General features: G+C 59.7%; 21 protein-coding genes. 13 read left to right on the top strand and 8 right to left on the bottom strand.

Translation table 11 applies throughout. The annotated features are described in order from the left end of the window. Positions 1–10: 10 nt before the first annotated feature. The gene (locus IEW18_RS05615; protein WP_188556834.1) at positions 11–688 is read right to left on the bottom strand and encodes a phosphatase PAP2 family protein; all 678 of its coding nucleotides are present in this window, start codon (positions 686–688) and stop codon (positions 11–13) included. Between the two features lie 213 nt (positions 689–901). Continuing rightward, positions 902–3,457, bottom strand: coding sequence for a PIG-L family deacetylase (locus tag IEW18_RS05620; protein ID WP_188556835.1), 2,556 nt, complete (start codon positions 3,455–3,457; stop codon positions 902–904). Between the two features lie 389 nt (positions 3,458–3,846). On the opposite strand from IEW18_RS05620, the gene IEW18_RS05625 reads away from it, so the two are divergent. Beyond that, positions 3,847–5,514, top strand: coding sequence for a S8 family peptidase (locus IEW18_RS05625; protein WP_229728608.1), 1,668 nt, complete (start codon positions 3,847–3,849; stop codon positions 5,512–5,514). Positions 5,515–5,635: 121 nt separating this feature from the next. On the opposite strand, the gene IEW18_RS05630 is transcribed toward IEW18_RS05625, so the two are convergent. Continuing rightward, entirely contained in the window at positions 5,636–5,983 is a 348-nt protein-coding gene (locus tag IEW18_RS05630) for a DUF805 domain-containing protein (protein ID WP_188556836.1), read from the bottom strand. 154 nt (positions 5,984–6,137) lie between these two features. On the opposite strand from IEW18_RS05630, the gene IEW18_RS05635 reads away from it, so the two are divergent. The 4 genes from IEW18_RS05635 (at position 6,138) to IEW18_RS05650 (ending at position 10,060) form a co-directional block, all read left to right on the top strand. After that, entirely contained in the window at positions 6,138–7,103 is a 966-nt protein-coding gene (locus tag IEW18_RS05635; protein ID WP_188556837.1) for a YitT family protein, read from the top strand. 268 nt (positions 7,104–7,371) lie between these two features. After that, on the top strand, positions 7,372–8,205 hold the full coding sequence (locus IEW18_RS05640; RefSeq protein WP_188556838.1) for an MOSC domain-containing protein: 834 nt from the start codon (positions 7,372–7,374) through the stop codon (positions 8,203–8,205). A 324-nt stretch (positions 8,206–8,529) separates the two neighbouring features. Continuing rightward, the gene (locus IEW18_RS05645) at positions 8,530–9,285 is read left to right on the top strand and encodes a DUF547 domain-containing protein (protein WP_188556839.1); all 756 of its coding nucleotides are present in this window, start codon (positions 8,530–8,532) and stop codon (positions 9,283–9,285) included. A gap of 100 nt (positions 9,286–9,385) precedes the next feature. After that, the gene (locus tag IEW18_RS05650; protein WP_188556840.1) at positions 9,386–10,060 is read left to right on the top strand and encodes a DUF2461 domain-containing protein; all 675 of its coding nucleotides are present in this window, start codon (positions 9,386–9,388) and stop codon (positions 10,058–10,060) included. A 207-nt stretch (positions 10,061–10,267) separates the two neighbouring features. On the opposite strand, the gene IEW18_RS05655 is transcribed toward IEW18_RS05650, so the two are convergent. Beyond that, positions 10,268–10,891: a deoxynucleoside kinase gene (locus tag IEW18_RS05655; RefSeq protein ID WP_188556841.1), complete on the bottom strand. Its 624-nt coding sequence runs from the start codon at positions 10,889–10,891 to the stop codon at positions 10,268–10,270. Between the two features lie 130 nt (positions 10,892–11,021). On the opposite strand from IEW18_RS05655, the gene IEW18_RS05660 reads away from it, so the two are divergent. Beyond that, entirely contained in the window at positions 11,022–11,489 is a 468-nt protein-coding gene (locus tag IEW18_RS05660; protein WP_188556842.1) for a hypothetical protein, read from the top strand. Positions 11,490–11,675: 186 nt separating this feature from the next. Here IEW18_RS05660 and IEW18_RS05665 read toward each other — a convergent pair whose 3' ends face one another. Beyond that, complete coding sequence (locus tag IEW18_RS05665) at positions 11,676–12,353, bottom strand: DUF6565 domain-containing protein (protein ID WP_188556843.1); 678 nt, start codon at positions 12,351–12,353, stop codon at positions 11,676–11,678. A gap of 155 nt (positions 12,354–12,508) precedes the next feature. Here IEW18_RS05665 and IEW18_RS05670 point away from each other — a divergent pair, with 155 nt between their 5' ends. Both IEW18_RS05670 and IEW18_RS05675 read left to right on the top strand, forming a co-directional pair. After that, positions 12,509–13,024, top strand: coding sequence for a GNAT family N-acetyltransferase (locus IEW18_RS05670; protein ID WP_188556844.1), 516 nt, complete (start codon positions 12,509–12,511; stop codon positions 13,022–13,024). Positions 13,025–13,292: 268 nt separating this feature from the next. Further along, a complete protein-coding gene (locus IEW18_RS05675) occupies positions 13,293–13,580 on the top strand; it encodes a CDGSH iron-sulfur domain-containing protein (RefSeq protein ID WP_262891883.1) in 288 nt (95 codons plus the stop codon). Positions 13,581–13,664: 84 nt separating this feature from the next. On the opposite strand, the gene IEW18_RS05680 is transcribed toward IEW18_RS05675, so the two are convergent. Continuing rightward, positions 13,665–13,916, bottom strand: coding sequence for an acyl-CoA-binding protein (locus tag IEW18_RS05680; protein ID WP_188556845.1), 252 nt, complete (start codon positions 13,914–13,916; stop codon positions 13,665–13,667). Between the two features lie 151 nt (positions 13,917–14,067). Here IEW18_RS05680 and IEW18_RS05685 point away from each other — a divergent pair, with 151 nt between their 5' ends. Continuing rightward, positions 14,068–15,366 (top strand): amidohydrolase family protein, encoded by a 1,299-nt coding sequence (locus tag IEW18_RS05685; protein WP_188556846.1) that lies wholly within the window; start codon positions 14,068–14,070, stop codon positions 15,364–15,366. Between the two features lie 120 nt (positions 15,367–15,486). Next, a complete protein-coding gene (locus IEW18_RS05690; RefSeq protein WP_188556847.1) occupies positions 15,487–16,014 on the top strand; it encodes a CinA family protein in 528 nt (175 codons plus the stop codon). Positions 16,015–16,244: 230 nt separating this feature from the next. Here IEW18_RS05690 and IEW18_RS05695 read toward each other — a convergent pair whose 3' ends face one another. Then, the gene (locus tag IEW18_RS05695; RefSeq protein WP_188556848.1) at positions 16,245–17,276 is read right to left on the bottom strand and encodes a hypothetical protein; all 1,032 of its coding nucleotides are present in this window, start codon (positions 17,274–17,276) and stop codon (positions 16,245–16,247) included. A gap of 258 nt (positions 17,277–17,534) precedes the next feature. On the opposite strand from IEW18_RS05695, the gene IEW18_RS05700 reads away from it, so the two are divergent. From IEW18_RS05700 to IEW18_RS05710, 3 genes are all read left to right on the top strand, one after another. Then, positions 17,535–18,779, top strand: a complete 1,245-nt coding sequence (locus IEW18_RS05700; RefSeq protein ID WP_188556849.1) for a zinc dependent phospholipase C family protein — start codon at positions 17,535–17,537, stop codon at positions 18,777–18,779. 350 nt (positions 18,780–19,129) lie between these two features. Next, on the top strand, positions 19,130–20,035 hold the full coding sequence (locus tag IEW18_RS05705; RefSeq protein ID WP_188556850.1) for a manganese catalase family protein: 906 nt from the start codon (positions 19,130–19,132) through the stop codon (positions 20,033–20,035). Between the two features lie 146 nt (positions 20,036–20,181). Continuing rightward, on the top strand, positions 20,182–20,943 hold the full coding sequence (locus IEW18_RS05710) for a peptidylprolyl isomerase (RefSeq protein ID WP_188556851.1): 762 nt from the start codon (positions 20,182–20,184) through the stop codon (positions 20,941–20,943). Between the two features lie 10 nt (positions 20,944–20,953). Here IEW18_RS05710 and IEW18_RS05715 read toward each other — a convergent pair whose 3' ends face one another. Then, positions 20,954–21,316: a hypothetical protein gene (locus tag IEW18_RS05715; RefSeq protein ID WP_188556852.1), complete on the bottom strand. Its 363-nt coding sequence runs from the start codon at positions 21,314–21,316 to the stop codon at positions 20,954–20,956. Positions 21,317–21,320: the final 4 nt, after the last annotated feature.

Genomic DNA, 21,320 nt, shown 5'->3' on the forward strand with positions numbered 1-21,320 from the left:
AGATACGTACTCAACGGGCATTCAGCGCAGCAACTCCGGCAGCTTTGGGTCGCAGCCACCACGTCCCGATTTCAAAGCCACAGGTAAGCACCAGCCCTAGGCACCCGGCCGCTACCACGTCGCTGAGCCAGTGAAATTCCAGGGCCACCCGACCGGCCGCTACCAGCCCAATCAGCCCGAGCAGGACGGGCCGCAGCCTCGGGAACCGGAGCGCCAGCGGCAGCAGCAGCCCCGCCACCCAGGCCGTATGCCCCGAAGGAAACGCATCGAACCGGCCCACCGGCTGCCAGAAACCGGCGTTGGGCGCAGCATGAAGCCCTATTGCAGCCGGCCGGGGGCGGTTGAAGTAGATTTTCAGGAAGTTGCCCAGGCCTTCGCTTCCCACCATTGAGAGGAACACAACCAGCCAGATGGTAGCCTGGGGCCAGCGCCGCGCCCAGCTCAGTACAAAAAGCAGGAGCAGCAACAGCCAAGCCCAGGGTACCCCTACCGGACTAGGCACATGTAAAAGCCCCCACAAGTAATCAGTTGCCACCATTACAGCGCTAAAAAACGGCCGTACCGGTTCGCCGTACTGGTGTAGCCACGTGGCCAGCGGGACATCCACCCACTCAATCAGCAGCAGCAGGATAACCGGAATAGTCAGCAGCGCGGCCCCTGCTAGGCGCAGGTAGTAACGGATAGTCATTCGAACGATAAATACGTGGTCGTGCTAGCTTGGAACCGGCATGTAGGCCTGTCACCCGGGCGGGAGCGAATGACCTCTCGTGCCGTTGAACCGATAAAGTCATCTTTGCTGAAAGTTCTTCGCTCCCGCCCAGGGCCAGGATTTGTCACCTCCGGTTGTGGCGTTGCAGTAAAACAGATAACGCCTACTCTCCTACCCCGCTCCCCTCACGCCCTATTTCCCTAGTGACACCATGTTGGTGAGCAGGCGGTAGGCGCCGGGCACGCCGGCGGGCAGCTCCCGGAACAAGGAGAGGCCGGTATAGATGTAGTGGCCCTTGCCGTAATCGGCGACGAGAATGGCGCTTTCCTTGGCTTTCTCGCCGGGGTCAGCGGAGCTGAGCACGGTTTGGTACTTCGGGTCCCAGGCGCTGGGGTAGTACAGGCCCTGCTCCTGCACCCAGCCCTCGAAGTCCCGGGCCGTGATTTTGTTGGGCGAGTTGAGCAGGGGCTGTTGGCGGTTCAGGAACGTGACGGGCGCGTTTTCCACCGTCACCCGGTCCGAGGACAGCGTGAGTGGGTAGGGCCCGATTTGGGGCAGGACGGTGCCACGGTTCACCACGTACTGCACCACCAGGTTGCCGCCGTTTTCCACGTAGCGCAGCAGCGTGGGTTGCAGAGTTTTGAGCCGGTCGACGGTATTGTAGGCGCGCACGCCTAACACTACCGCATCAAAGCGGCGCAGGTTCTGGTCGGTGAGGTCTTCGGGCTTGAGCAGGGTTACGGTGTAGCCAATCTGGCGCAGGGCGTCGGGCACCTCGTCGCCGGCCCCCATGAGGTAGCCGATTTCCTGGCCCTTGCGCTTGAGGTCCAGCTTGACCAGCGGGGCTACGGCTTCGGGGAAGAGCACTTGGGTGGGAATGTGGTTGTACTCGATGGCTTGGTAGCCGCGCGAATACGGCTGCCCGTCCACGGTAGCCACGGCCCGCAGCTCGGCGCGGCCCTCGGCGGCTCCCACGCCGGGCTGCACCCGGAACTGCACGGTTTGCTCGGCGTCTTTGCTGGCGAGGTCGAAGGGGAAGCTGGCCGGCTCCGACTTCCAGCCCTGCGGCAAGGTCAGCGCCACGGAGCCTTTCACGCCCGCCTTACCGGCGCGCAAAGTCACGGGAATCGTTTTGGGTTGGTTGTCGGCGAAGACGTAAGCACGCCCGCCAATGTTCACCGCCACGGGCGGCACCACCACCAGCGGGCGGTACTTCTCCCCTTCTACCGGATCGGTGCTTTTGTATTGAACGGGAACGGTGAGTAGTTCGACGTTAGTCCCATTGGTTGACAAGAAGAAAGTAGCAGAAGCAACCGCAGAGTTTTCGGCAGCTCCAACTTCAGCACCAGTCGACAACCTATACATGCCAACAGAACCATTTTCGCGTAACCAATAGGGTTGCGAAATGAGGAAGTTATTCCGGCCAGCCACTGTTACCTTACCAGTTGCCCGTTTGTTGTAAGATAATTCCACTGCTTGATCAGAATTACTTTCCGGTCCATCAGCGGTTATAGTCACTGGGTCGCCCGGGAAGTACGGCTTCTGAACGATGACTTTGTTGAGTCTTATTGGGAGCCCGGAACGGTTTACAACTTCATAATCTATTTGGGCTTCAGTACCACTGGAGAATGTTGGTTCTTTCGTCACGGCTTCGGCGTAAACACCAGAACAGGCTAATATTAGCCGTGAGGTGGCTTGAATCTTTTCCTCCAGCCAAAACCCATCTTGTTTATTAATTCTAAGACGCTGAAGTTCCTCCCGCACCTTCAGCAGCCCCGCCACGCTGGCGCTGGGGTTGCTGGGGTCGTACTTCCGGATAACCTCGTCAATCAGCTTGCCCACGGCCGCGCCGCCGGGCACGCGGTTCCAGCTCAGGTCAATGCCCTCGAAGGGGTCAGACTTGGCCTTGTCGCCTTTCACGTATTGTAGGTACTCCAGGGCTTCGCCCCGCTGAGCCGCGGAGCCGAAGCCTTGGCTTTTGTGCTGGGAGCGGCTGCGGGCGGCAATTTCGCCGTAGCTCTGGCCTAGCAGGGGGTTGAAGGCGCCGGCATCTACCTTTAGGTAGCCGTCCATGTTTTCGCCGGGCTTCACGAAAAAGGAGCCGGTGTTCCAGAACAGGCGCTTCGGGCTCCAGGGCTGCACGTATTTCAGCTGCTCGGGGAAGCGTTTCGGGTCGCCGGCGGCCTCGAAGGCCTCGGCGGCCAGGATGGCGGAGGCCGTGTGGTGGCCGTGGCCGGCGCGGCTGTCGGGCGGAAAGCGGGTGATGAGCACATCGGGGCGGCGCTGCCGGATTACCCACACCATGTCGGAAAGCACCTGCTCCTTGTCCCAGATGGTGAAGGTTTCCTCGGGGGTTTTGCTGAAGCCGAAGTCATTGGCGCGGGTGAAGAACTGCCGGCCCCCGTCAATGCGCCGGGCGGCTAGCAACTCCTGGGTGCGGATGACGCCGAGCTGCTCGCGCAGCTCCGGGCCGATGAGGTTCTGCCCTCCGTCGCCGCGGGTGCAGCTGAGGTAGCCGGTTTCCAGCAGGCGGCCGTTGGCCATGTAGGCAATCAGGCGGGTGTTTTCGTCGTCGGGGTGAGCGGCAATGTACATGACCGAGCCCAGCACGTTCAGCTTCTTGAGGCCCAGCAGGATTTCGGACGAAGAATAGGTTTTGGGAGCCTGGGCCTGGACACTGAATGAGTAGCTGAGTGAATGAGTGAGTAGAGCGGCCAGCAGAGCGGCGCGGAAAAAGCAAATACGCATACGGGGAGGCAACTTGAGAGCGTGAAGATAACCGCGCGTCCGGCACACTGTTCGGGTAAGCGACGCTTCCAGCGGAAAAAGCCTCGTTGCAGGCTTCTTTTTCAGCTCACGTGCTGCCGGCGGCGGCGGTGGGCCTCACGCCCCAAGCCCGTTAATCAAACGCAACTCACGGAGACGACCACCACGGTGTAGGCTGGGGTTTAGCTCTCGCGCAGGATACGATACTGGCCGGATGCAGCCACCGGGTTCGTTTTGGGTCTGTGCAGTGCTTGACCAGAGCCGGCGCGGGGGAGTGAAATGTAACGCTGGCACTACCCTATACCAGTGGAGTTGGAAAACGGCAATCCCCCGGCCCGATCCTTGCGTACACCCTGCTTTCCTTTCTGCTTTTGAGCTTCCCTTGCATGGCGTTTCCTTCTTCTTCCCGGCTGCGGCTGCTGGGTTTTTCGTTTCTGTTCCCCGCCTTCGTTTCGGCCCAGACTACCCCGCCGGCTGCTGCCACTCCTGCTGCTACCCCGGCCGCCGTGGCCGCGCCCCAATGGCATCTGCTTGACCCCGAGCAGGATGGGGGCGTGATGGGCATTAGTGCCCGCCGTGCCTACACGGAGCTGCTGCAAGGCAAGGCCTCTACCCCGGTACTTGTGGCCGTAATTGATGCGGGCATAGACACGGCCCACGTGGACCTGAAGCGCGTGCTCTGGCACAACCGCCGCGAAATTGCCGGCAATGGTCAGGATGACGACCGGAATGGCTACGTAGACGACATGCTGGGCTGGAGCTTTCTGGGCGGGCCCGATGGGCGCAACATCAACGTGGAGACGCTGGAGGAAACTCGCCTGATGGCCAAACTTCAGCCCCTGTACGCAGGCAAGGTGCGCACGGCCGTGCCGGCGGCCAAGCGGGCCGAGTTCGACCTCTACCAAAAGGTAAAGAAGAGCTACGACGCCAAAGTAAAGGAAAACAGCCAGCGCCTCAAGGAGTTCAACCAGGCATACACCGAAAACGCCCAGGGCGCCGAAGGTCTCAAGCAGGCCTTAGGCGTCAGTCGCCTTGATACGGCTACCCTGCGCAACCCGCCCACTCAGGACCCGCAGTTGCGCCAGATTACCCAGGGCCTGTACTCCAATTTGCAGCAGGCCGGCTTTGCTTCCCTGGATGATGTGCTGGCCGAAATGAAGCGGGGCCTGAAGGAAACGCAGGACCAGCTCGACTACGGCCTGAACCTGAAGTACAACCCGCGCCCCATCGTCGGCGACCGGCCCGAGGACACCAAGCAGCGCGACTACGGCAACCGCGACGTGCACGGCCCCGACCCCATGCACGGCACGCACGTGGCGGGCATCATTGGGGCCGACCGGGAAAACAGCCTGGGGGTACTGGGGGTAGCCCCGAACGTGCAGATTATGGCCGTGCGCGCCATACCCGACGGCGACGAGCGGGACAAGGACGTAGCCAACGCCATCCGCTACGCCGTCGACAACGGGGCCCAGATCATCAACATGAGTTTCGGCAAGTACTACTCACCCCAGCGCCCGGCCGTGGAAGAAGCCATCAAGTACGCCGCCACCAAAAACGTGCTGCTGGTGCATTCCGCCGGCAACGAAAACGCCGACCTCGACAAGACCCTGCAGTTTCCGGCTCCGGTGTACCTCAGTGGCCAGCGCATCCCCAACATGATTACGGTAGGCGCCTCGGCCCGCACCAACGATGAAAACCTGGTGGCTGAATTCTCCAACTTCGGCAAAACGCAGGTCGACGTGTTTGCCCCCGGCAACCAGATTTACTCAACCCTACCCGGCAGCCGCTACGGCAACCTGAGCGGCACCAGCATGGCCGCGCCCGTGGTAGCGGGTATGGCCGCCGTCCTGAAATCGTACTACCCGCAGCTTACGGCCGTGCAACTCAAGCGCATCATCCTGGATTCGGCGGTGCCTTACCACACGAAGGTGCGCAAGCCTGGCACCACTACCCTCGTCGACTTCTCGGAACTCTCGCGGACGGGCGGGCTGGTGAATTTGTACCGCGCCCTGCAGCTGGCTCAGCAGCCTACCCCGTAACCCGTCACGGAAGCCACTTAAGGCACTTGCTAAATAGCCCCGGGCCCCGGCGCAAATTCACTCCACGGTGAGTTTGCGCTGGGGCCCGGGGCTTCTGTGTCAAGCAAGGTAGGAATAATACTTAGACCATTGGCTGCCAGGCTGCTTTGTGCACGCGACGGGTAGGACGGGGGCGGCTGGGCTGCAACAAAAGCAGCACTAGCAGTACACCGTTGAGCAGGGGCACGAGCAGCAGCAGCGCATACCAGCCACTGTAGCCTACATCGTGCAGGCGGCGCACCGCTAGCACCGCCACTAGCGCCGTGGCCACCAACCACAATCCCGAGGCTAGCCACATGGGCGGCAAATGCCCGGCCGGCGGCAGCGCGTACGCCAGCACCAGCGGCAACAAGGCCGGTGCTATTTCAAATGCAAATTCCCTACGCCCCTGCCGCCCCCACAACACCGGATATTCCTGCAGCAATGCCATTACCTACAATTCGTTTCTGGGCCGTATGTCACCCGTGTAGCCGCCGTTTCCAAATTCCGAGCCAGCCCAACCGTAACATACTAATTCACCCGAATTTTTAACATTCCCAGCCTGCCCGGCGTACCCCTAATGTTCACCTTTTGCCGTGTTGCCCATGCTAATTCCCCAACTCATGTTCCTGCGCAAGCTCCGCTCGAAGCCTGCCGGCGAGCTACCCCGCCGGCGTCGGCCAGCCCCGGGAGCCCGCCCTGCCAAGGACCGGCGCTGGTGGCGGCGGCAGGTAGGCAACTCGCTGCTGATGGTAGTGGGAGTGTTTTCGGCGGGCTTCGGACTGGAGAGTTTTCTGCTGCCGGGCGGCTTCCTGGACGGGGGCGTAACGGGCGTTTCCCTGCTGATTACGCGGGTTTTTGGCTTGCCGCTGCCCGTGCTTATTGTGCTGCTTAATCTGCCGTTTGTGCTCATGGCATGGCGGCAGCTCGACCCCGGCGTGGCCATCCGTACCCTGCTGGGCATCCTGGCGCTGGCCTTGGTGCTGGCCCTGGTTCCCTTCCCCATCGTCACCCAAGACAAGCTGCTGATATCCGTGTTCGGGGGCTTTTTCCTGGGGGCGGGCATTGGCATGGCCATGCGTGGCGGCGGCGTGCTGGATGGCACCGAAATTATGGCCATCTACCTGAGCAAGCAGTCCAGCATGAGCGTCGGCGACATCATTTTGGTCTTTAACATTCTCATTTTTGGAGTGGCCGCCTGGGTTTTGTCCATGGAAACCGCCCTGTATTCCATCCTGGCCTACCTCTCGGCGGCCAAAACCATCGACTTTATTATTGACGGCCTGGAAGAATACACCGGCGTCACCATCGTGTCGGGGCGCTCGGATGCCATCCGCCGCATGATTACTGAGAAGTTGGGTCGTGGGGCCACGGTCTACAACGGCAAGCGCGGCTTCGGCAACCACGGCCAGCAGCCCAACCCCGTTGATATTGTTTTCACCGTCATTACCCGCCTGGAAGTATCCAAGCTTAAAGCCGAAGTAGAACAGATTGACCGCCAGGCCTTCATGGTCATGCACAGCGTCCGCGACACCAAAGGTGGCATGATTAAGAAACGCCCACTTCATTAGGTGATTGGGTAAGTTAGTAAGGTTGTAAAGTGCTGTCGTGGTGAGGCGAAGCCGACGCCATCCTTCCTTTCTTCTGTGACCATCCTCCTAACCCGACAAGCCCTTGCGCCCGTGCTGGAGGTAAGGGCTTGTCACATTTCAGGGGGTAGCCTGTTGGTTAAAAAGAATGACGTCGCGCCGCTCGCCCTGACAGCACATTACTACCTCACTAAAGCACTACCTCACTAATTCACCGCTTCACCACCTCAGTATTTCCCATCTTTGCAGCATGGCTGCACCCTTACTTCTCTCCGACCTATATATCTATCCGGTTAAGTCCCTGGGCGGGATTCGCGTTACGGAATCTGTTGTGGAAGCCCGCGGTTTGCGCCACGACCGGCGCTGGCTGATCGTTAATGAGCGGAATCAGTTCATGACCCAGCGGCAAACCGCCAGCATGGCCCACCTGAAAGTGGCCCCCGCCTACAATGGCTTCCTGCTCAGCCACCAGGCCCGCCCCGATTTGCTACCCCTGTTCGTGCCGTTTGAAGCCACCCCGGAAAAGACGCTGTTTGCCACCATCTGGGACGACCTGGTTTTCGCCTGGCGGGCCCGCCCCGAGTGCGACGAGTGGCTTTCTGAGGCCCTGGGCCAGCCCAGCAAGCTGGTGTATATGTCGGACATGGTGCGGCGCGACGTGGAGCCCGAGCATAACCCCGAGGGCCAGTTGGTTAGCTTCGCCGATGGCTACCCCTTTCTGCTCATTGGTCAGGAATCGTTGGGCGAGTTGAACTCCCGCCTGGCCGAGCCGGTGGGTATGGATCGGTTCCGGCCCAACCTGGTTTTCAGCGGCGGCCAGCCCTTCGGCGAGGACGCCTGGCATAGTTTCCGGGTAGGGGAACTACCCTTCCGCGCCGTACGGGGCTGCGGCCGGTGCATCCTGACAACCATTGACCAGCAGACGGCCACCAGAAACCCACTCGGGGAACCGCTTCGCACCTTGGCTTCCTACCGCTCACAGGGCAGCAAAAACAGCGTCATGTTCGGGCAGAACGTCACCGGTCCCGGCCAAGGCACCCTGCGGATAGGAGACGTTATCAGCATAGATACCTTGAAAGGATAGTCTGCCTATTCAGCGCGTTTAGGTGGTTCAGACCTGTAGAACGGGGTAGCATAATTGATATAAGCCTCCGTAGAATGCAAAAATTTTAAAGAAACATATAGGTTATTGCCTTAATGCTATATATTTGATAATTCAATTGCTTCTTGGTCAAACCATACTTCCTGGGGTAAGAGCGCCTTGGTGAGTACAGTGGTTCGCTAGCAGGCATACCCTTTCGGCATAGCTGCACCTGCTGATTGGCTACCCGTAGTTTCCGCGCCCCCTTATTGCATGTATTGCCAGTTCCGCCCTGTGACCCGCCAATTGCTTCTTTTTTGCCTGTGCTTGCTGGCTCCCCTGTTCCTACGGGCCGAAGACAACAACTCTTTACAAATCCTGCACGAGCCTTGGAATGAACTGCTGCACCAGCACGTAACCGCTGAAGGCCGCCTGAACTACGAAGGGCTGCTGGAAGACGAGGATAAGCTGCTGGTTTACCTGGAAAGCGTACGCAAAGTAAAGCCCGACCCCTCCTCCTGGAGCCCGAACGATACGAAGGCTTTCTGGCTGAACATGTACAACGCGGCGGCGGCCTACTTAGTGGTGCAGTACTACCCCGTAGCCAGCATCAATGATATTCGGGTGAAAACCGTCGGCGGCCTGAAGTCGCCCTGGGAAGTACCGGTAGTAAACGTGGGCGGTCAAAGCTACTCGCTGAACCAGATTGAGCGCCGCATGCTCGGCGACCAGTTTCATGACCCGCGCGTGCATTTTGCCCTGATGTACGGCGCCGCCTCCGGGGCACCAGTGCAGGCCGAGGCGTACAGTGGCCCGCGCCTACCTGCCCAGTTGGACGAGCAGACCCGCCGTTTTATCAATGACCCAACGTTTAACCAACTGGCTCCCCAACGGGCTCAGCTTTCTGGCTTATTCGAGGCGTATTCTGCCGAATTCGGTTCAGAAGCGCAGCTAATAGAATTTGTCAACCGCTACGCCCGGACGCCCATCTTGCCCACGGCGCAGGTAGAATTCCAATCCTTTAGCTGGGCCCTGAACGACCGGACTGGGCTAAGCAGCACGCAGGCGCTGAACAAGCGCTAGGGCGGCCAGGCAGGCCAACCCCGGCAGTTGCCGCCCCGTACCGCCTAGCGGTGCGGGGCGTTGTTGTATATGCCCTGCCCGCTCCCTTCGCCTACCTGCTATGAACTTACCCCTCGTTCTGGATTTCCTGCGCAACCTCGCCGCTAACAACAACAAAGCCTGGATGGACGCGCACCGCGCCGACTACCACCGGGCCCGCGCCGAATACACTGCTTTTGTGGCGGCCCTACTGCGCGACGCTTCCGCCGAACTGGAGCCTGGTCTGCGCGGCCTTACTCCTCCGGACGTTATGTTTCGCATCAACAAAAACGACCGGTTTCAGCAGAGCGACGAGCCGTATAAGCGGCACATGGGCGCCGGCTTCAAGCCCGGCGGCCGGCACAGTCCCTGGGCCGGGTATTTCGTGGCCGTAGAGCCCGGCGGCGAAACCTACGTGGGGGCCGGGCGCTGGATGCCGGAACCGGCCCAGCTGGCGCGCATCCGCCAGGAAATTCACTACAACGCCCCTGCTTTTCATGCCCTGCGCCAGGATGCCACGCTGCTCAGCCAGTTCCCTGAAGGCTTGGACATGTCGCAGGCGCTAAAAACGGCACCCAAGGGGTACGACCGCACCGACCCGGATATTGAGTGGTTGCGCCTGAAAAGCTTTTTCGTGTGGCGCGCTTTCCCGGATGTCGAAGTACGCCGGCCCGACTTCCCTACCCAGGTACTAGCCGCGTGGCAGGCCGCACGCCCCTTTGTCACCTTCCTCAACGAGGCCATGCGAGAAGAATAGAAGAGGTAGTGATGCAGTGCATGATGGCAAGGCGGCAGCCGAAGCCATTCTTCCTCCTTTGCCAGACACCCCCGTGAATTGACAAGCCCATACCTCCAGGCTGGAAGTATGGGCTTGTTATAGCTTGAGGGGTAGTACTGCGAGCAAGGGGCCGATGGCATCCGCTCCGCCTCGCCTCAACAATTCACTCAATTACTGCACTACCTCTTAAAAGAGCCCGAACAGTGTGCTGTTGATTTTGTCGATGATAACGCTCAGGTCCTCGGGCTGATTAACGTAGTCGAGGTTATTGACGTCCACAATCAGCAGCTTACCGTGCTTGTAGCCACTAATCCACTCCTCGTAGTGCTCGTTGAGGTGCTTGAGGTAGTCAATCTTGATGTTGTTTTCGTAGTCGCGGTTACGCTTGTCAATCTGGGAAACCAGCTTGGGCAGGTCGGCGCGCAGGTAGAGCAGCAGGTCCGGCGGGTTCACCATGCTGATCATGGAGTTGAACAAGCTCAGGTAGTTCTGGTAGTCACGCTCCGCCATGAGGCCCGACTGGTGCAGGTTGGCCGCGAAAATGTGGGCGTCCTCGTAAATCGTGCGGTCCTGGATTACCCCTTTGCCAGCCAGCTGCAGTTCCTTGATGCGTTGGGTCTGGTGGAAGCGGCTGTTGAGGAAATACACCTGCAGGTGAAACGCCCAGCGCGGCATGTCATCGTAGAAATCCTTTAGGTAAGGATTGTGGTCCACATCCTCCAGGAATACTTCCCAGTTGAAGTGATGAGCCAATTTGTTGGCCAGCGTGGTCTTGCCGGCGCCAATGTTGCCGACGATTGCAATGTGCATGAGCGAAACGCAGAAAAAAACGGAGCGGTAAAAATAGCGGATGCCAGCCGAACCAAATAGCGAAACCTGATAAGGCTGAGTTAATATACTTTTGGGTATACTGCATGATCCTCACCCTTCGCTATTTGTTGTGGCTACCCATTCGCTACCTCTTGAATTCCTGGGCTCCCTGCCCGATGCCCACGGCCAGCCGTTGGTAGAGTTCCATCACTCCCCAACCCATCAGGTTCTGTACGTGCAGTGGTTTGGCAATCTGACGGGGCGCGAGATAATCCGGGTGGCCCGCGACGGTCTGGGCCTGCACGCCCGCCTGCGCTACCCCCTGCTGCTCAATGATAAAAGCCAAGCCACCGGCGACTGGAGCGAGGCTATGGACTGGCTGGAGTACGAATGGTTGCCCCAGGCCATGGACACGGGTCTGCAGGCCATGGCGTACGTTTTCGCACCTGAGGTACACAACCAGCTTGTAAGCCTAGATTTTTTTGAGCGGGTGCGGCAGCAGCTACCCATCCAGCTTTTCCACAACTTACCGGCGGCCTGGCAGTGGCTGGCCCACGAGCACCACGCCCCCGACCCGGCCGTTACGTCTCTACCCTAATCAGGAGCTTATAGTCATCCTCCACGGCTGGGGGGAGGGGTGAGCAACACCTTCGCTTACAGTTGGTTGGTCTGCCACTAGGGTATTAGACATTTGAACTGGGCATATAAATAGTAAGCGCCGCGCCACCCAAGGGTAGCGCGGCGCTTGTTCGTACAAATAAGTCTAAACCAACGGGATTATTGATTATTCCCGGATTACGTCTTTCACGTCGCGAGCTTTTTCCAGGGTGCGGAACTCCCCCTGCAGGCTGCGAATGCGCAGGCGCTCTTCCAGGGGCATTTGTTCCCGCACTTGCTCGTAGCGGGCGTTCAAGCGGCTTAGCACGGCGCTAGCGGCGCTCCAGTCGGCCTGGGTCCAGTTTCTTTTGTCGGAGCGCATGTTTTCTACCAGGCGGAAGTACAGGTCGGGCAGCTCCGTGGGGCGGGCCCGGCTGATGTTGACTTCCTCGCCGAGCAGGCGGCGCTGGGCTTCCTGGGCCGTGGCCGGGCGACGGGCGGCCGCGTCGAGGCTATCCTGGCGGGTTGCCCACTTCTTGTAACGGCCTTTCTGGATAGTGTACTCACGTTTGCCCTCCACCGTGAGGCTGTCCACAGCCTTGTCGATGCGGGTGCTCTGGCGGTCAAACTCCTCCGTAATGCGGGGCAGCTCGCGGCGGGCCGTGGTAGCAGCCTGCTCTACCTTGTCATTAACCCAGTCACTGAACACGCGCAAATCCTGCTCTACACCGGAGGTAGTAGAGCTAGCAGAAGGCGCTTTTGCGGTTCTAGGGGCAGTTTTTGGGGTTTGCTGAGCAAAGGCAGCCGGGGAGGCCAGCAGGCCGGCCGCCGTCAGGAGCGTAAGCGAAAACAGGAAAGGCTTCATAAGGCAGGTACGCGTCGGGGTGGGTGATAAAGGAAAACGCTAAACGGCCGTGGGGCCGGAGTCGTGTACGTGATGCACGCAATTTCCGACCCAAAACGAGCGAAACAGGGGTTGGGGTTCGGTTTTGCGCCGAATAATGCCGTTTTTTGCCCGCTATGTCCGTCTCCGCCGCTGCTCCACTTCGCATCCAGTCCGCTACGCTAGCTGATATCCCGACCATTATCGGGCTGGCCGAAGCTACTTGGGAGCCTACCTACCGCTTTATTATTTCGCGGGAGCAGATCGACTACATGTACCGCGTGATTTACACGCCGGCCTCCCTGGAGCGTCAGATGACGGAGCAGGGCCACACGTTTCTGCTCGTGTACGTGGAAGGAGAAGCCACTGGGTACGCGTCCTTTTCGGCCCAGCCGGGCGAGGGGCTCTACAAGCTCCACAAGATTTATGTGCTCCCCTCGGCCCAGGGCCAGGGACTAGGCCAGCAGCTGGTGCAAGCCGTAGAACAAACCGTGCGCGAAGCCGGCGGGCAGACCCTGGAGCTAAACGTAAACCGCCACAACCCCGCCCTGGCCTTTTATGAGCGCCTGGGCTTTCAGCTGCACCGCGAAGAGGACATTGCCATCGGGCCGTACTGGATGAACGACTACGTCATGCGCAAAGAGCTGCGCTAGCCGTATAGCACCAGGCCCCGCAAAGCGCCACCAACAGCGCAAGAATAAGGTAGGCGGAGCCTCGCGAAGCATCTCGACCTCTACACTTATTTTGCTTTTGCGGGTAGCAACGAAGCCAGAAATATGCTCCGCCAACCAAACCTCAGACCAAAGCAGGACACGTTGTTTCAGTCGTGAAAACCACTTTTTCGCTGCTTAGCCGTACGGCCTATCTCATACGCTCCTTACTTCACCATTTCAGCAAGTCAACATCTCACCTTTCCACCATATGGCTACCAAACTTACCGTCCTTAGCAACGGCTCTCTGCGGATTGAGGGCACCGATTTCGAGCTGGTTGATGCCCAGGGCCAGCCCTACGGCCTCGGCGGCCGGGAACGAATCAGCATCTGCCGGTGCGGGCTTTCCAGCAACAAGCCCTTCTGCGACGGCTCGCACAAGGGCCACTTCGAGCACAACGCCGTAGCTTTTGATTTGCCCACGCCCGGTGGGGCGCCGGCCGCACCCGCCCCGGCAACTCCGGCCACCCCGGATGCTGGCAACCAGCCCCTGGCGTAGTTGCAGCCTACTTTCCCTGCCATAAGCAAGGCCCGCTGCCAATATCTGGTAGCGGGCCTTGCTTGTGTAAAAGAACCGGAATGCCTAGAACAGGGAGTTCACGAAATCTACGTAGTCCTGGCGGGCCTCGTCCTGGGATTTGCCGCGCAGGCCGGCCCAGGCATCGTACTTGGCAATGGCTTTAAAGTCGAAGCCCCCGGGCCGGTCGCCGGTTACGTCGCCCTCACTGGCTTGCTTGAATAGGGCATAGAGCTTCAGCAGCGTGGTGTTGTCGGGTTTGCTGGGGAGCTGCTGAACGCGCTGCTGGGCAGCTTCGAAGTCGGCGGAAGTGGCCATACGGTGACGAGAGGGGGATAGTGAAATGGTGAGGTAAGAGCTCTGCGCGGGCAGAACTGTGGCAAAAGATACGGATTGGCCGTGAATTAGGCTGCATGCAGCGTTTTTCTGTATCGTATCTTCCCCTCCCACTTCTCACCCGTCTGCTTTTATGCTACACCGACTACTCGCTGGCCTGACCCTGGGCGGCGCCCTGCTGCTGGGGCCGGCAGCCCTGGCCCAGAAAACCTACCTGCACTGCGGCCGCCTCCTGGACATGCGCCAGGACCGGGCCCAAACCGAAATGACCGTGGTAGTGGAAAACGGCCGGGTGGTAGCCGTGGAGCGCGGCTACACCACCCCCGCCACCGGCCGCGACAACGTAGTAGACCTGAAAAACCGCACCGTGCTGCCCGGCCTCATCGACTGCCACGTGCATTTGGAGGGCGAGACCAGCAAGGACAACTACCTCAAAGAATTCACCCAGAACCCCGCCGACGTGGCCTTTGGCTCCCTGGAGCACGCCCGCAAAACTCTGCTGGCGGGCTTTACCACCGTGCGCGACCTGGGCGGCTCGGGCGTAAACCTGGCTTTGCGCAATGCCATTAACCGCGGGCAGGTAGTAGGGCCGCGCATCTTCACGGCGGGCAAGGCCATTTCGGGTACTGGCGGCCACATGGACCCTACCAACGGTTACCGCCTGGACCTGATGGGTATGCCCGGCCCCGCCGAGGGGGTGGCCAACGGCCCCGACCAGGGCCGGCAGGCCGTGCGGGAGCAGTACAAGCGCGGCGCCGACCTAATTAAAATTGCCAGCACCGGTGGCGTACTCAGCGTAGCCAAGGACGGCTCGGCGCCCCAGTTTACCGAAGAGGAAATCAGGGCGGTGGTGCAGGCCGCGCGCGATTTGGGCCTGAACGTGGCCTGCCACGCCCACGGGGCGGAGGGCATGAAGCGGGCTATTCGGGCGGGCGTCACCAGCATTGAGCACGGCACCCTGATGGATGACGAAACCATTCAGCTCATGAAAAAGCACGGCACCTGGTACGTACCCACCATCACGGCCGGCAAATCGGTAGCCGACTCAGCCACTAAAAACCCGAATTACTACCCGCCGCTGGTGACGCCTAAGGCTCTGGCCATTGGGCCCAAGCTGCAGGGTACGTTCGGGCGGGCCTACAAAGCGGGGGTTAAAATTGCGTTTGGTACCGATGCCTCCGTGTTCCGGCACGGCGTAAATGCCTTCGAGTTCCGCTACATGGTAGAGGCCGGGATGCCCCCGCTACAGGCGCTACGGGCCGCCACCGTAAACGCGGCCGAGCTGCTGGGCCAGTCGCCGGCCCTGGGCACGCTGGAGCCGGGCAAGCTGGCCGACGTAGTGGCCGTGGAAGGCGACCCGGTGCAGGACATCAATGCTATGCAGCGCGTGCGGTTTGTCATGAAACAAGGTGTGGTGTACCGGCAGGAATAGTGCTTCTGGAGCCGGTTAAGCCAATTTGGCACCTACTCCGGCAAGAAACAAGGCCAGCTCGACTATAACATTTGAGCTGCTACCTGGCGTACAGAAGGCACTCTGTTCCATAATCTCGCTATGAAGCCTTCCGATCTGAATTCCCTTGCGCAGAAGTTTCTGCAGTATAAGCTCACCCTCGCTTTTGCGGAAAGCTGCACGGCGGGGCTACTCGCCTCCGAGTTTGTCAAGGCCTTTGGGAGCAGCGAGGTCTTGCTGGGCTCGGTGGTTACCTACCACCCCACGGCCAAGCAGCGCCTGTTGGGGGTCAAGAAGGAAACGCTGGCCCTGTACACCGCCGAAAGCCAGCAGGTAACCAACGAAATGGTCATGGGCCTGCACAAGCACCTGCCCACTGCCGACGTCTGCGTGGCCGTAACGGGCCTGTGCGGCGGCGGCGCCTCCGAGTCGGAAGACAAGCCGGTGGGGACCATGTACTTTACCGTCATGCACCAGAACCGCGCCTATGAGCTTCGCCAGGAATTTGAGGGCGACTGTGACAAAGTGCGCCAACTAGCCGCTGACTACATCTTCGACTACCTCAACACCTTGCTTGATGAACACGCCCAGCAACACGCCGGCTCCGCCGTTGAGGAAAAGATGAAGTGAGAAGCTAGGAAATAGGAGCTAGAAGACAGGAGCTAGAAGACAGAAGCTAGAAGTAAGCCCAGCATCCGGAGCAACACAAAGGACCTTATCACGCGAGAACGAATGGCTGTTAAACTAGTCGTGCTACCGTGATAAGGTCCCTTGTCGCTGCCTGAGGCGCGGAATGCTCTGGATGACGTACATACTTCCAGCTTCTGGCTTCTGGCTCTTAGCTCCTATTTCCTAGCTTCTTACTTCTTCCCCCGGCCGAGCATCAGCAGCAGGTTCAGGCGTACTAGGTCGCCCATGGTGCGGCAGGCGGTAAACTCCTGGGTGTGGTGGTGCTGATTGAGCTGGGCTTTGAGCTGGCTGACTTTTTCCGGCGGCGACACCTCATCCCGGCGAAGGCAGTCCATCAGGTCTTTCAGACGGTAGCGCTCCGAGCGGGCGCGGCGGGCCATCAGGGTGCGCTCCTCCGTCTGGTACTGCCGAATGGTTTCGGCGGTCAGCAGCTGGCTGCACAGCAGCACTACGGCCCGGTTATCCTTGAAGAACTGGGGCAAGTACATGTTCTTTTTGCCCTCGTAGCACTGCTGGTCGAAGTCGATGGCCCGGACGCGGTACTGCTCATCCTCGAAGTCGGGGGTTACGTCGATGACGTAGTTATAGGCGCGCATATCCCCGAGCAGGCGGGCAAAGCACCGCTCGTTAAACTTGACGAACTCCTTGGCAATGCGCACCTGGTTGAGGTGGGGCCGCTGCAGATGGTCCCGGATAAAGTCGTCGCCGGGAATACCGGCAATGTGCTCTTCAATCAGGGTAGCGCCGTGCACGAGGTAGTTCATGCTGTTGGGCGAAAGCAGGTGCTCCAGCTCCAGGCCGTACACGCGGGACGCATCGGCCCGCTTCACGTAGAAGTAGTCATAATTGTCGTTGAGCTGATTGACGATGCGCACCCGAAATGGATTGGAGTTGCCGAAGCGGCAGTAGTCAATCCGGTCGGCCAGCAGATGGTCGGTGAAGGACAGGTCGCCGGCCGTTTTGAGCAGGGCGTACACCTGGGTAAGGCCTTCGCCCAGTTCCCGCAGGGCCTGGGGCTCGTAAAACACAGTTTCCCAGAGCGTATCGCGCCCCTGCCGATCCAGCAGCGGAAAGCTCCCACTAATGCGCGTCAGGTCCAGGTAGGTGACGGGCAACTGGGTTTCCCGGTCGTACTGGTGCAGGTAGCGGCGCAGGGGCTCGGCAATGGCGTACGTAATCTTCTTTTTTGAAATCAGGGTCACGCGGGCAAACAGACAAGTGGATGTTGGCAGCACAAGCTACGCTTTAGCGGGCGTACGCACGCGGCTTGCTCTTGGCTGCTCCCGCGACTTACCAGGCCCGCCCGCCGGACGGGCCGGGGCTCCAGGGCTACTGGTAGAGGCTACCCTCAGCCGCGGCGCCGCAACGGCGCGAGCCAGAGAACTTCCGGGCAAAAATCAGCACATCAAGTGCTTCCGTTGTAACTTCGCAGGTGGTTACTCTTGCCGCGCACTGCCGTTATGAAAAAACTTCTACTCACTCTTTTTGTCGTGCTGTTGTGCCCAATTCTGTCCCCGGGCTGGGGCTTTTTCGGTCACCGCACCATCACTCAGATTTCGGTGTACGCCCTGCCCTCGGCCATGCGTGACTTCTACTACCGCAACCTGCCCCAACTGATTCGGCTAAGCACGGCCGCCGACGAGCGTAGCAGCCAGGACCCGCTGGAAGCCAGCAAGCACTTCATCCGCATGGACCACTACGGCGACGACCCGTTCGGCGTCATGCCCAAGGCCTGGGACAAGGCGGAGGCCAAGTATACGGCCGACACCCTGCGCAAATATGGCACCCTGCCCTGGGCCGTGCTGGAAACCAAAGCCAAACTAACCGAAGCATTCCGCCAGCGCGACACGACCGCCATCATTGCCCTTTCTGCCGATTTGGGCCACTACGTAGCCGATGCCTACGTGCCCCTGAACATGACGCTTAACTACGACGGGCAGCTCTCAAAGCAGGAGGGTATTCATGCCTTGTGGGATAGTAAGCTGCCTGAGCGCCACATTGCCAAGTACAAGCTCGACAGCGAGTCGGGGCACTACTCCAAGGATGCGCTCAAGGACGTCTGGCAGGCCGTACAGGATTCCTATGGTTTTCTGGGCGACACCTTCGACAAGGAGGAGGAAATTACCCGCAAGTACACGCCCGAAACCAAGTACATCTTCAGCCACAAGTACGGCAAAACCCGCCGCTCCTACTCCGATGCTTTTGCCGACTCTTACCACGAAAAAGTAGGCGGCCAGGTAGCTTACCGCCTGAAGCTGGCCCCCACCATGGTGGCCTCCATGTGGATGACGGCCTGGAAGGACGCCGGCAGCCCCGACCTGAACGCCCTGCTGAAAAAAGCCCCCAGCAAGGAGGAAAAGGACAAGCTGGACGAGGAAATGAAAATCTGGAAGGACAACGGGCTGGCAGATCAGCAGTTGCTCCTGTCCCTGCAGAAGTTCAAAGAAGCCGAGCGGCCCGATATGATTAACGCGGCCAAGGACATGCAGGCCCTTCCCCCCGACGCGGAAGCTTCCCCGGCCCCCATGCCGACGCCCGTAGCCGGAGCCCCCGCCCTACCAGCTGGTACTACCAAAGTCAAAACCAAGAGCAAGCCAGTAGCCGCCCCAGCCCAGAAGGAAAAGGTAAAAACTGAAAAGCCAGCCAAGCAAAAGAAGAAACCAGCCGATGACGGCTGGGGCTCCCCAGCGGGCTCAGGCTGGTAATCTCCTCAGCAGAAAGCGCAATTAACTAAGTGCGGCCCACTATAAAGCGGGCCGCACTTTTTTTGTACGGCGGCAAGATGCATTAGCCTGCCATATGCTTTGTAATCATCGCTTTACATTCTTAAACAAACCATAGCTGGTTCTTAGCCAGGGTGGTTATGGCTGTTTACACCATCTGGATTTGTTGCTATAAAGCTCCCACTTCTTCCGATGCAACTATTTTATTATCAATACTATATCCCTGAATAACATTCGGGGTTTGCGCTAACTCAGCTGCAAAAATGTCGTTAGCAAAAGAGTCGGCGACGAACTGACGGATTAGTTGTCCTCCAACCAAACCACAATTTGCTATGATCTTGCGCTATGATCGGCTGGCCGTTGAGCTACCCAAACCGAAGAATCCCTCTCCCAACGATGCCGCCGCCATTCAGGAACTGCTGGGCGGTAAATACGGGGAGATGTCGACCCTGATGAACTACACGTTTCAGTCGTTCAACTTCCGGGGCCGGAACCGGTTGCGGCCGTTCTATGACCTTACGTGCAGCATCGCCGCCGAAGAGTATAGCCACATTGAGGCTCTTTCCTACGCCATCAATCTGCTGCTGACTGGCCAGACGGTACGGGGCAAAGACCCGGTGCCCGCGCCGCTGGCCGATGCCAAAGATGCCCGCAACAGCTACCACTTCCTGACCAGCGCTCAGTCTGCGTTACCCGTCGATTCGATGGGCAACCCCTGGACTGGCCAGAATGTGCACGCCAGCGGCAACCTGAAGCTGGATCTGCTCCATAACTTCTTCCTCGAATGCGGGGCCCGCGCTAATAAAATGCGTGTGTACGAAATGGTATCGGACCCCTGCGCCCGCGCCGCGGTAGGCTACCTGCTGGTGCGCGGCGGCGTGCACGTAGTAGCCTACGCCAAAGCCCTGGAGAAGCTAACGGGCGTGGAAGTAAGCAAGCTGGTACCGGTGCCAGAACTAAGCAACGATGCCTTCCCGGAAGCCAAGAAACTCCAAGATCAGCAGAAGCTTCACCTGAAGCTGTACACTTTTAGCCCCGACGATTACAAGACGGCAGGCGTCATCTGGGACGGCAAGCACCCCGAGGATGGCCAGCCCCTGGAGCTGATCCAGGGTGGTTTCGAAGGCGTACCCTACCCCGTGTTGGAGGAAGAGCCCCAGCTCAACTCGCCCGGCGCCGACGATTACGACCCGCAAATGTTTGCTGACATTGCCAAGAAGATGGGTATCAAGCTGTAAACCAGCTCCAGCCTAGCTTTCATCCGGCTACTCCTGTCTTTACGGGGGTAGCCGGTTTTTTGGGTATTACCCCAGCTTGCCAGGGTAGTTTATCGGACTGCGGCCGGGTTCGTATCATTGCAACCTGTCACCTGTGCTGCCTTCCCATGCTTCAGCCCCTACCCCTGCGTCAGTCCCGGTCTTTCACGCTGCTCGTGTTAGGCCTGCTGCTAGCCGCCTGCAACCGCACCCAACCCGAGACGCAGACTGCCGCGCCTACCCCGCCCCCGCCCGTAGTACCCGGCCCCGACCTGATGAGCCTGACCGACTCCACAGCGGCCGCGCTGCTACTTCCCTACGGCCGGCAGTACCCCGGGCGCGAGGTGCTGCTGCAAACCCGCCACGGCAACATGCGCATCCGGCTCTACGAGGACACCCCGTTGCACACGGCTAACTTTCTGCTGCTCAGCCGCAAGGGCTACTTCGACCAGACCGTGTTTAACCGGGTAGTGAAAGACTTTGCCATTCAGGGCGGTACTTCTGACCACCTGACCATGCGCCTGAGCCGCTACCGCCTGCCGCCGGAAATCCGGGCGGGGCACTTCCACAAGCGTGGTGCCGTGGGCATGGCCCGCTACGACGACGAGCAGAACCCCAGCAAGCTGTCTTCCAGCCACGATTTTTACATTGTACAAGGCAAAAAGCTGACGCCTTACCAGGCCCAGTCTAGCACCAACCGGGAGCTTACCCCTGCTCAGCTGCGCACCTACGCTACCCAGGGCGGCGTACCTAGCCTCGACGGCGAGTACACCGTGTTCGGGGAGGTAGTGGAAGGCTTCGACGTCATCGACAAAATTGCTAACGAACCCGTCGGCACCGACCACTGGCCCCACCAGGACGTGGATATTAAGATCAAAGTCGTTCAGTAGCTTTTCGGTGCTACTTTCCGCGGCGCACCTCAATTAGGCGGCTGTGCAGTACGTCGCCAGGCTGTTCCCGGAGCAGTTCCAGGGCTTCCGCACGGGTGTAAGGCAGATTTTTTTCCGGGGCAAACGTAGCCTGGGCGGCCTCATCCGGCGAGGCGGCATCCTGGCGGGCTGGATGCAGGTACACGCTGTCGGGGGTGGCGCGGTAGAGCTGGTAGAAAAAGTAGCGGGTTGCCGGGGCGCCCTGAGGCTGAAACTGCACCACGTACACGTCGCCCTGCTGGGGATTACGGACTTTTTCTTCCAGGGAAGGCTGGCAGGCGGTGAGCAGCGCAACCAAAATACCGGCGCTGCCCAAACGAAGAAGCTGTTGCATACGG

It is taken from the genome of Hymenobacter glacieicola (genome assembly GCF_014640315.1).
Taxonomy (GTDB): Bacteria; Bacteroidota; Bacteroidia; order Cytophagales; family Hymenobacteraceae; genus Hymenobacter; species Hymenobacter glacieicola.

Coding starts and splice junctions, on each gene's coding strand:
- IEW18_RS05615 (WP_188556834.1), bottom strand. CDS start 688: ATGACTATCCGTTACTACCTGCGCCTAGCAGGGGCCGCGCTGCTGACT.
- IEW18_RS05620 (WP_188556835.1), bottom strand. CDS start 3,457: ATGCGTATTTGCTTTTTCCGCGCCGCTCTGCTGGCCGCTCTACTCACT.
- IEW18_RS05630 (WP_188556836.1), bottom strand. CDS start 5,983: ATGGCATTGCTGCAGGAATATCCGGTGTTGTGGGGGCGGCAGGGGCGT.
- IEW18_RS05635 (WP_188556837.1), top strand. CDS start 6,138: ATGCTAATTCCCCAACTCATGTTCCTGCGCAAGCTCCGCTCGAAGCCT.
- IEW18_RS05640 (WP_188556838.1), top strand. CDS start 7,372: ATGGCTGCACCCTTACTTCTCTCCGACCTATATATCTATCCGGTTAAG.
- IEW18_RS05650 (WP_188556840.1), top strand. CDS start 9,386: ATGAACTTACCCCTCGTTCTGGATTTCCTGCGCAACCTCGCCGCTAAC.
- IEW18_RS05655 (WP_188556841.1), bottom strand. CDS start 10,891: ATGCACATTGCAATCGTCGGCAACATTGGCGCCGGCAAGACCACGCTG.
- IEW18_RS05665 (WP_188556843.1), bottom strand. CDS start 12,353: ATGAAGCCTTTCCTGTTTTCGCTTACGCTCCTGACGGCGGCCGGCCTG.
- IEW18_RS05670 (WP_188556844.1), top strand. CDS start 12,509: ATGTCCGTCTCCGCCGCTGCTCCACTTCGCATCCAGTCCGCTACGCTA.
- IEW18_RS05675 (WP_262891883.1), top strand. CDS start 13,293: ATGGCTACCAAACTTACCGTCCTTAGCAACGGCTCTCTGCGGATTGAG.
- IEW18_RS05680 (WP_188556845.1), bottom strand. CDS start 13,916: ATGGCCACTTCCGCCGACTTCGAAGCTGCCCAGCAGCGCGTTCAGCAG.
- IEW18_RS05685 (WP_188556846.1), top strand. CDS start 14,068: ATGCTACACCGACTACTCGCTGGCCTGACCCTGGGCGGCGCCCTGCTG.
- IEW18_RS05690 (WP_188556847.1), top strand. CDS start 15,487: ATGAAGCCTTCCGATCTGAATTCCCTTGCGCAGAAGTTTCTGCAGTAT.
- IEW18_RS05700 (WP_188556849.1), top strand. CDS start 17,535: ATGAAAAAACTTCTACTCACTCTTTTTGTCGTGCTGTTGTGCCCAATT.
- IEW18_RS05705 (WP_188556850.1), top strand. CDS start 19,130: ATGATCTTGCGCTATGATCGGCTGGCCGTTGAGCTACCCAAACCGAAG.
- IEW18_RS05710 (WP_188556851.1), top strand. CDS start 20,182: ATGCTTCAGCCCCTACCCCTGCGTCAGTCCCGGTCTTTCACGCTGCTC.
- IEW18_RS05715 (WP_188556852.1), bottom strand. CDS start 21,316: ATGCAACAGCTTCTTCGTTTGGGCAGCGCCGGTATTTTGGTTGCGCTG.